At 36.5% G+C, this 8,491-nt stretch carries 6 protein-coding genes and 3 pseudogenes; 2 read left to right on the top strand and 7 right to left on the bottom strand.

What is annotated here, in order from left to right:
* Positions 1-805: 805 nt before the first annotated feature.
* Positions 806-1,156, bottom strand: coding sequence for a hypothetical protein (locus DV415_RS09990; RefSeq protein WP_118788340.1), 351 nt, complete (start codon positions 1,154-1,156; stop codon positions 806-808).
* On the bottom strand, positions 1,156-3,312 hold the full coding sequence (locus tag DV415_RS09985; RefSeq protein WP_118791747.1) for a hemagglutinin repeat-containing protein: 2,157 nt from the start codon (positions 3,310-3,312) through the stop codon (positions 1,156-1,158). The genes DV415_RS09990 and DV415_RS09985 overlap by 1 nt, the downstream gene beginning before the upstream one ends.
* A 3-nt stretch (positions 3,313-3,315) precedes the next feature.
* On the opposite strand from DV415_RS09985, the pseudogene DV415_RS10440 reads away from it, so the two are divergent.
* A pseudogene (locus DV415_RS10440) lies at positions 3,316-3,396 on the top strand (phosphoribosylglycinamide formyltransferase); the annotation flags it as partial.
* 106 nt (positions 3,397-3,502) lie between these two features.
* On the opposite strand, the gene DV415_RS09980 reads toward DV415_RS10440, so the two are convergent.
* The 3 genes from DV415_RS09980 to DV415_RS09970 form a co-directional block, all read right to left on the bottom strand.
* Positions 3,503-3,952, bottom strand: a complete 450-nt coding sequence (locus DV415_RS09980; RefSeq protein WP_118791095.1) for an immunity protein YezG family protein — start codon at positions 3,950-3,952, stop codon at positions 3,503-3,505.
* An 83-nt stretch (positions 3,953-4,035) separates the two neighbouring features.
* Entirely contained in the window at positions 4,036-4,458 is a 423-nt protein-coding gene (locus tag DV415_RS09975; protein WP_118791096.1) for a hypothetical protein, read from the bottom strand.
* 2 nt (positions 4,459-4,460) lie between these two features.
* A complete protein-coding gene (locus DV415_RS09970) occupies positions 4,461-6,581 on the bottom strand; it encodes a hemagglutinin repeat-containing protein (RefSeq protein ID WP_204626723.1) in 2,121 nt (706 codons plus the stop codon).
* On the opposite strand from DV415_RS09970, the pseudogene DV415_RS10390 reads away from it, so the two are divergent.
* Positions 6,545-6,628 (top strand): annotated as a pseudogene (locus DV415_RS10390) (phosphoribosylglycinamide formyltransferase); the annotation flags it as partial. The gene DV415_RS09970 and the pseudogene DV415_RS10390 overlap by 37 nt on opposite strands.
* A 94-nt stretch (positions 6,629-6,722) precedes the next feature.
* Here DV415_RS10390 and DV415_RS09965 read toward each other — a convergent pair.
* Both DV415_RS09965 and DV415_RS09960 read right to left on the bottom strand, forming a co-directional pair.
* On the bottom strand, positions 6,723-7,667 hold the full coding sequence (locus DV415_RS09965; RefSeq protein WP_118791746.1) for an Imm49 family immunity protein: 945 nt from the start codon (positions 7,665-7,667) through the stop codon (positions 6,723-6,725).
* A gap of 15 nt (positions 7,668-7,682) precedes the next feature.
* Positions 7,683-8,491: pseudogene (locus DV415_RS09960) on the bottom strand (hypothetical protein); the annotation flags it as partial.

Below are 8,491 nucleotides of genomic sequence, written 5' to 3'. Positions count from 1 at the left end.
TTCATTTTTTAATTTCCTTTAAAGTTTTAAATTCTGTTTGGTTTTAATCAATTTATTCATCTAAAAGCGTGAGCATTAAAAACGGTAGCTCACATTAAATCCGGTTGTCACATGACTGGTTCTAAATTATAAAAATGCTGCTACATGTACCAAAGCTATTCATATTCTCGTGATACGTTTTACTTGTAAAAGTGCGGTCAATTTTTGAGAGGTTTTAAAACTCTTTGAAAATTGACCGCACTTTTATATCAGAAGTTTAAAATTATATATCTTTCAAATAACTTGTAAGGTTCTAAGAAGTTGTAAATTAAGAACTTGATATTTTTAACATACTTTTTTGAAATATCTCTCTTATTTCCTTCTAGATATTAAAAAATGTATAGGCAAAATGATAAAATGCAGTTTTAGAGATATCATAAAAGCTTCCTCAATTAATAAATCATAATGGATATATTTTATCCCTACATCCATTTGAGCATACAACAATGCAATAAAAAAATAAAATAACAGCCCCAAAGAAAGATAGTAAAGTTAAAATAATATTCTTCATTATTTACTACCTTCTTTTTTCGCATGCACCTTATCTTTTAGTATTTTTTGATCTAACAAATTCTTATTCAACCTCTATGATGTGTGTTTCCTAACGCGTGCCTAAAACATCAATTTCATTTGATTCAGATGTTTACTATTTTCATGAATAACTTCAGTTTGTTTATTTTTAGTTAGATTAAAGCACGCATTAGGAAACGTGCGCTATCTAGGTGGAATACAGTTGCTACCTTCCTTTAAAAAAACTCCATACATCCTATAATCCAGGATCAAAAAACATAGTTTCATTATTATCTGAGGATAATACTAATGTTGAGAAAATCGAATCGACTTGTATGAAATATTTATCCTCCCAGGGAGAATAAAAGCAAATTCCAATTCCTGGAATCGATAAATTCCAAAACTCACATGGGGACTCTCGGTTTTCATGAAAGAGATTAGATGCTAAATACAAATTTTTAGGAATCCTACCATGTTTATGAATATATTCACTAATAACATCTGATATAAATATCATCCTATTCATAGCAAGCTTATTATCAACCCAAAATAAACCAAAAGAAAATATCACAATAGTAAAAAAAATAATTAATAATTTTTTTCTCATTATTTATTACCTCTCGTATATAGTGGTTTTGTAGTTTTATTTTCTATTCCTGGGTGAACTCCATAATCCCTTACAGGTAATTCACTGTAATTAGGAGCAAATTTAGGATTAGTAGGTTTTAGTATTTTCAAATAATTAGAAAGCTGCTCTCCAAAAGTTAAATCTGATTTTGGGTCAAAATATTTTGCACCAAAAATAGCCCCATAACGATCTGATGGGAGATCTTCATAAGAGTATGATGAATGCTTACTTGAAGGTTTTAACCCATCTAATCGTTCTTGCTGATATCCTTTCTGAACAGCTTTACTAATAGCTAAGTTGGCAACTTGGTCAGGTGAATAAGCTGATATTTTGTCATATAGGTAAAAAGCATTATGTTCATTTATACTTTTAACTCTATCTTGTCTTTCTAAATATCCTTTTTTCTCAGAATATGCCACACCAGTATAAAATAGAAAGTGTGTCATATCTAACCATCCACCTTCTTCAGTATAGATATATCTTCCTTTCCTAAGATTAAAATATCCTGTTGTTGCTGGAGTCGGTGGCAATTTAAATTCAATATCATCTAATCTTAGCATTGCATCTTCAGCATCTTTACCTACTGTACGCCCCATTTTGGAAGGAGAATTATTAAATAATTCAAGAAATTCCTCATCTGTTCCAGATTGCTCTTGGTTTACAGCATTATGCTCCACTGCCCGTTTCCCAATCTCCGCGCCTTGGTTTGCGCTTGTAAGAACTTCCGTTCCACTGCCATTTCCATTGGCGATGCCCGCACCTATTGCACCGGCAAGTGAACTCAAGTTAATAATGTTTTGTTTTTGCACTTCAGTGAGCTGTTTCGGGTCGTCCGTGCCGTAAAGCGTTTTGGCTATTAATGGCGCAGCAAGCTCACTACTCGCCCCAGCAATCGCACCCGCCGTGGCATTGTCTTTCGCCACTGCCGCCTCAATCGCGCCCCACACCGCATGCGCGATAGCATTTGGGATTTTATCCACTTCCTGCGTTTCGCTGTTTGTGGTCAGCCGTTTAATTTCTTGATTGACCCAAGGTGATACCGCGGTCGTAGCAATGGCTTCTGTTGGCGCACCTGCAATAGCAGAAGTGAGCACATTAGTGACCGTGTCAGCAATACGTTTGTAACTGCCGCTTGTGCCCCAATCTCTCGCTGCTTCTTTTACGCTGTTTAAGTCACGATTGATTTGTATCAACGCTTCCGCATTGCCTTGCGCAATAGCCCGTTGTTTTTGGCTTTCAAGACGTCTCACCTCTTGCTCAGCTGCTTCCTGTTGATTCGCCGTGTAGGTCTCCACCGCACTTTTCACATTGTTAATTGCCGAGGCTATCTGTTGCTGCTCTTGAATTTGCGCTTTCACATCCTTCGTCTGTGCAACTTGATTGTTAGCTTGGGCAAGGTCTGTGTTAATGCCTAGTTGGGCTGCTGTGGTCTGTGTCGGGCTCGTATCTTTATTCAAGATAACCGTCCCTTCCGTCAATGTCGCTCTGGTAACTGAACTGTCACTGTCTCGCTCAAACATTGGTAAGCCCGGGCTTATACCGCCACTACGCTGACTGTCTAGTTTGGTACTATTTTCTGTGTTCGGTTTAACCGCTCTGCCCGTTTCATTATCCACCCATTTTTCTTTTGACTCTTTGAGACTTCCGCTAATACTTGCGCTCGCTGCACTGCTGCTCGATTCATTTTGAATATCTTCAAAGGTCAGCTTGTTTGTGGCTAATTCACTGTTTTTTGGATTAGTGCTTGCAATGGCGCCACCTTTTAAGTGAACATTTTGGGCGTCAATATGATAACCCCCTTCTTCCGCAAAAATACCGGCTTGTTCATTCACTTGTTTACGGTAAGTCGTGCCTTTGGAAGCATTGCCATAACCGCTCAAGCTCCAGTTATTACCAAAACCAAATTCCACGTCTAAACCGCCTCCGCTTGATTTGGTTTTAAAGCGTTCTTCGTCTTGTAAACTTTCAATGTTGAGCTTGCCACCACCCACATTGGCATTAACGGTGTTACCTTTGACTTGACTCCCCAGCAGGTTGGTATCACCTTGGCTGTTTAAAGTCACGGTTTGTGCATCTAAGTGGCTCGCTTGGTAAGTTTTGCTTTCACCATCTTCCTTGCCACTGCTTCCGCCTATTACTTACTTGCTCGTGATATTTCCGTAGAAAAAGCATTAGAAAAAGTAGAGCGTGCTTACGCGAAGTTGGATGTGAAATTATAAGGTTTACTTAACATAAACATCGTTGAAAATACAAAAGTGCGGTCAATTTTTTTAAGGAGTTTTAAAATCTCTCCAAAATTAACCGCACTTTTCATGTCAAAATTAACTATCTTGCTGTTTCTTCCTTCGCTTTTATTCGCTCTTCCCAGATTTCTCTTGGAATATTGTGCTCTTCAGCTTCTTCCAAGGTAAGATCGCTAATCCCTCTTAAGTAAAGCGATCCCCAACTATCCACCTCTGGAATATAGGCAAATTTAATATTAAATTTACCATTCTCATTTAGAACAAATTCACATTGATTCCATTCAGACCCAAAAGAAGTCATCAACTTTCTCAATTCCTGAAGATAATGTAGTATCTCGGATTCTTTCTCTTCAGGATAATTATCAAAGTTATAATCCATTCTTATCCCATCATGAGTAATCCAAAACATACTTCTTCTAGCTGAAGAATCAATAAACTCACATTGAACTACATATTTTTCCGCCTCAGTTGGCATCATAGACCATATAGTCTCTGCTATATTCTTATAAATATTTTCATATTCTGAATTCATTTTTAATTTCCTGCATAAGGATTTTTGCGATTATTTAAAACTTATTATTAATAAAATAAATTATTTAAATAGATACTCCCTTATTATAAAGATAAATTTATATACAGAGAGTCAAGTAAATTAAAATATATACACTCCGTTATACTCATATTATCAGAAACGGTACTAACACCTAACTCCTCAATAATAACACCCATATCATCAGAATCATATTTTATATTTAAATCAGATAAAATTTTTTCAAGTTCATCCTTTCTCTTACCTAAAAAATCAATATCTAGGATAGATACAAAACTAGGTCTAAAAATTTCAATTTCTTGCAAGAGGTTATATTCATCATAAAAACAATGAACACCCAACTTATTGAAATTATCTGCAGTATTCGATGAAAATTGACTTTTTCTAAACTCTACATAATTAGAAGCTAAAACAGTTCTTACATGCTCTCTTGATTGTTTATAAAAAAGACACTTTTCTTCTTTTTCTTTTGATAAAGAAAATTTCATATTTATTTCCCCTTGTCTTTAAATTGGTTAGGATCTAGTTTTTTAGAATATTCTAGCATTTCTTCTATAGCCTTATCATATTTACTACCAAATTTTTGTTTTATGTCCATTATATCCATGTTAATAGCCTCTTCTAATTTACCTTCATTTAAAAGTTCTTTTTGTTTATCTCTATATGCTTGAGCCTCTCTACTTCTACCGTAACTAGCTGTCAATCTATGATCCTCAGGATCCATTTTAATCGCCGGCCCAAATTCACCACTTATAAGAGAATTTTTATAACAATCTTTTGCAGGACAGTGATGAGAATCTAATCCATCATTAGTTGGAGATTTTGTTTTAGAATGAGGACCACCTCTGTAAGTGTCACCTTTTTCTTTTTTAATTAATCTCTTACTAATCTCATCATTCAGCTCTTCAATCGCTTTTGCAGCTTTACCTTTATTTGCGGTATTAAATTCTGTACCCACCACTAAATCAATCACCGCAAGCGCATCATCCCAAGAAAGCTCTCCATCAAATAATGTATAAAGATTATCTGCAATATCTAAGCCTTCTTCTTTCAGAGTTTTCTTTAAATCAGCAGCACTTAATCGACCATTTTTTATACGCGCTTTAGCTGCTTTGTAAATAACCTTGGCACCTGTCACCGCAGCTTTCACGAAGTTGTTTTCAACCGCATTTTTGGTAGTGACAGTATCAATGCTTAGATTACTAACAATCGTCGTGGCATTTTCGTTTCCAACCGCTGAAGTTAGACCGCTGGTAATAGCTGCAGTGAGTTGGCTCAATGCGCTGATGTTATGTTTTTCATCTTCACTCAGCTCTCTGATATCTTTTTGATAAACTTCTTTCGCAAGATAATGAGCTGCAGCCTCCCCCGCACCGACCGATAAAGCACCGGAAAGCGCATCACCCCCCATTAATTGCGATTCTACTGCTCCCCAGATCATGTGAGCTGGAATATTCAATTCAGGAATATCTTTCGTGATTTCTTTAATCGCTGAGTTGAGATAAGGAGAAAGTCCGGCGGTGACAACTGTTTCTGTTGGTTTGCCGGCAACCGCTAAAGTCACAACTGCCGTTATCGCATCTGTAGCTTGTTTATACTTACCTCCCATCTCCCAATTTTCTGTATTAACCACAGCTTCACGATACTTTTCTGCGCTAATTTTTCCTTGCTCAAATGCAATTTTTGCTTCGCGTTCTTGCTGCTTAGCTTCTTCGTAAAGATTATCAGTGTAGGTATCCACTGCTGACTTAACGTGTCCCACTGCCGCAGCAATCTGTTGTTGCTCTTGGATTTGCGCTTTCACATCTTTCGTCTGTGCAACTTGATTGTTAGCTTGAGCAAGGTCTGTATTGATACCTAACTCTTTTGCTGTCGTGATGGTTGGATTCTTATCTTTATTCAAGATAACCGTCCCTTCCGTCAATGTCGCTTTCGTCGTTGAGCTGTCGCTGCTTTGTTGTAACATCGGCAAGCCCGGACTTATACCGCCACTACGCTGACTGTCTAGTTTGGTACTATTTTCTGTGTTCGGTTTAACCGCTCTGCCCGTTTCGTTATCCACCCATTTTTCTTTTGACTCTTTTAAGCTTCCGCTAATACTTGCGCTGGCAGCTTTACTGCTTGATTCATTTTGAATATCTTCAAAGGTCAGCTTGTTTGTGGCTAATTTGCTATTTGTTGGGTCAGTGCTTGCAATCGCACCACCTTTTAAATGAACATTTTGGGCGTCAATATGATAACCCCCTTCTTCCGCAAAAATACCGGCTTGTTCATTCACTTGTTTACGGTAAGTCGTGCCTTTGGAAGCATTGCCATAACCGCTCAAGCTCCAGTTATTACCAAAACCAAATTCCACTTCTAAACCGCCTCCGCTTGATTTGGTTTTAAAGCGTTCTTCGTCTTGTAAACTTTCAATGTTGAGCTTGCCCCCCACATTGGCATTAACGGTGTTACCTTTGACTTGACTCCCTAGCAGGTTGGTATCACCTTGGCTGTTTAAAGTCACGGTTTGTGTATCTAAGTGGCTCGCTTGGTAAGTTTTGCTTTCACCATCTTCCTTGCCACTGCTTCCTCCTATTACTTGCTCGTGATATTTCCGTAGAAAAAGCATTAGAAAAAGTAGAACGAGCTTACGCGAAGTTGGATGTGAAATTATAAATAAGGTTTACTTAGTATAAGTATCGTTGAAAAGACAAAAAGTGCGGTCAAAATCGCTTATGTTTTTAACCGCACTTTAATGCTTATTCCTGACTTATCGACCAAATAGCGAAGCCCAAAATCCTTTTTTATTTTCAACTTTCTTTTGCTTCGCTTCTTCCATTCTTTGTTTGACATAATTTACCCAAACTTGATGGGGCGCATCAAAATCAAATGATTTCATAAAATCATAAGGAATTTTATATTCTGCTAATGGATTTATATCAATCAATTCTTTTGGCGCTATAGGGCTATCAATACTCAAATCAAAACCGTGGATTGCTGCAATTTTGGCATACATTAAAACTTGCGGTTGCAAGTAAAAATCAAAATGTAAAAGTGTTCCTTTTGCTGCTCGTTTAGCAAACTTAAGTTCGAGTAATTTATCTAAAGCCTCTTGCATTCCTTTTATATTTTTATCTGCTAGTGCCACATAAAATTCATGATCAGGAATACGCTTTAAATCACTACGAGCTTTTTTCTCATCATTTAAGAACGTGAGTGCGCGTTCTTTTAATAATTGCCAATCGCCACTTAATGCCAATAAAGTATTAGCGTTAAAAAAGGCCCTTGTATCAGCGCGATTATAAAGGACAGAAACATCCACAATTTCATCACGATGTTTAATTAAATAATCAATCAACTTTTGATTATCTGAAAGCAAACTCATAAAAAAGAAATTTGTATTAATTCCGTTGTACGCCCATTGAAAATCATATTCAGACAGAATACCTAATAAACCTGAAATAGAAGCATTTTCTTTAAATCCTGAAATATCATTTTCTAATAAATGCTTAGAGGCTAATGCACGATGATAGTCATCTAATAAACCAATTGAAAAAAACACATCTCCACGAAACTCATCAATTAATTTTATTCTTTGAAATAATACGAGATAAGAATTATCTGAAAACGAATTAACCCGTTCCCAGGTAAATTTTTTAGCATCACTGTAAGTCTTTGCAATATCGCTACCTAAAAACACTTTATATTTTTCCATATTGACCTCGTATGATTACTTCTTATTAGGAACTCTAACTGGTAATAACACAACTTTACCATTTGATTTATCTACACCTGCTATAATAGTTTTTACAGATTTATCATTATCAATAGCTTTTATTATCGCAGTTCTTGTTGGATCATTTTCAGGTAATTTATACACAACTTCCTTAATCCATTTTTCTGACAACTGATTGGTATTTCCTGCCCCCTTAGAACTCACCTGAATTGCCCCATTAGTTTTTATTTGTTTACTATCAATAATGACTACTGAACCATCTTTGCCTACTAACACATGATCAAAACCATTATTTGAGCCATATTTCCCTCCCTGTAATAGTTCATAACCTGAGCGTTTTGCAAGATCACTAATAAGGGTTTCAGTTTTACTTCCCTTGATATCCCCATTTTTAACAATATCATCAATTAAAGCTTGCTCAGCTTTACTAGTTGCTTTTATTTCACAACTTGCTCCACAAACTTTAGTGCCATTGATAAATCCTTTATCGGTTGATACAGCGATATTATCAACTTCATTAATTACTCGATTCAAAACAGTGTGATTAATTACTCTATGAACTTGATGCTTCGTAAAAGTAGCAGCTGCTTTTGTGAATTTTGTACCAACTTTAGCCAAACCCAAACCACCGGCAAGTATCCCCACCGTCTCTTGCAGTAATTGACCAGCCTCTAAACCAGCCTTGAAAGCCCCTTCTGCACCCGCTTTCTCATACTCAACAATCATCTTATCAATTCTATTCGCATAGGATTGTTTCATTGCTTTAGTAAAATTGCCTTCTTGAATTAAGGTCTTAATCGCAT

This window comes from Haemophilus haemolyticus (assembly GCF_003490595.1).
GTDB lineage: Bacteria > Pseudomonadota > Gammaproteobacteria > Enterobacterales > Pasteurellaceae > Haemophilus > Haemophilus haemolyticus_L.
This window is presented reverse-complemented; position numbering and strand designations above follow the sequence as displayed.

Bases quoted from the DNA above. Each gene is read 5' to 3' on its own strand.
- DV415_RS09990 (WP_118788340.1), bottom strand. From the start codon at position 1,156: ATGAGAAAAAAATTATTAATTATTTTTTTTACTATTGTGATATTTTCT.
- DV415_RS09980 (WP_118791095.1), bottom strand. From the start codon at position 3,952: ATGAATTCAGAATATGAAAATATTTATAAGAATATAGCAGAGACTATA.
- DV415_RS09975 (WP_118791096.1), bottom strand. From the start codon at position 4,458: ATGAAATTTTCTTTATCAAAAGAAAAAGAAGAAAAGTGTCTTTTTTAT.
- DV415_RS09970 (WP_204626723.1), bottom strand. From the start codon at position 6,581: ATGCTTTTTCTACGGAAATATCACGAGCAAGTAATAGGAGGAAGCAGT.
- DV415_RS09965 (WP_118791746.1), bottom strand. From the start codon at position 7,667: ATGGAAAAATATAAAGTGTTTTTAGGTAGCGATATTGCAAAGACTTAC.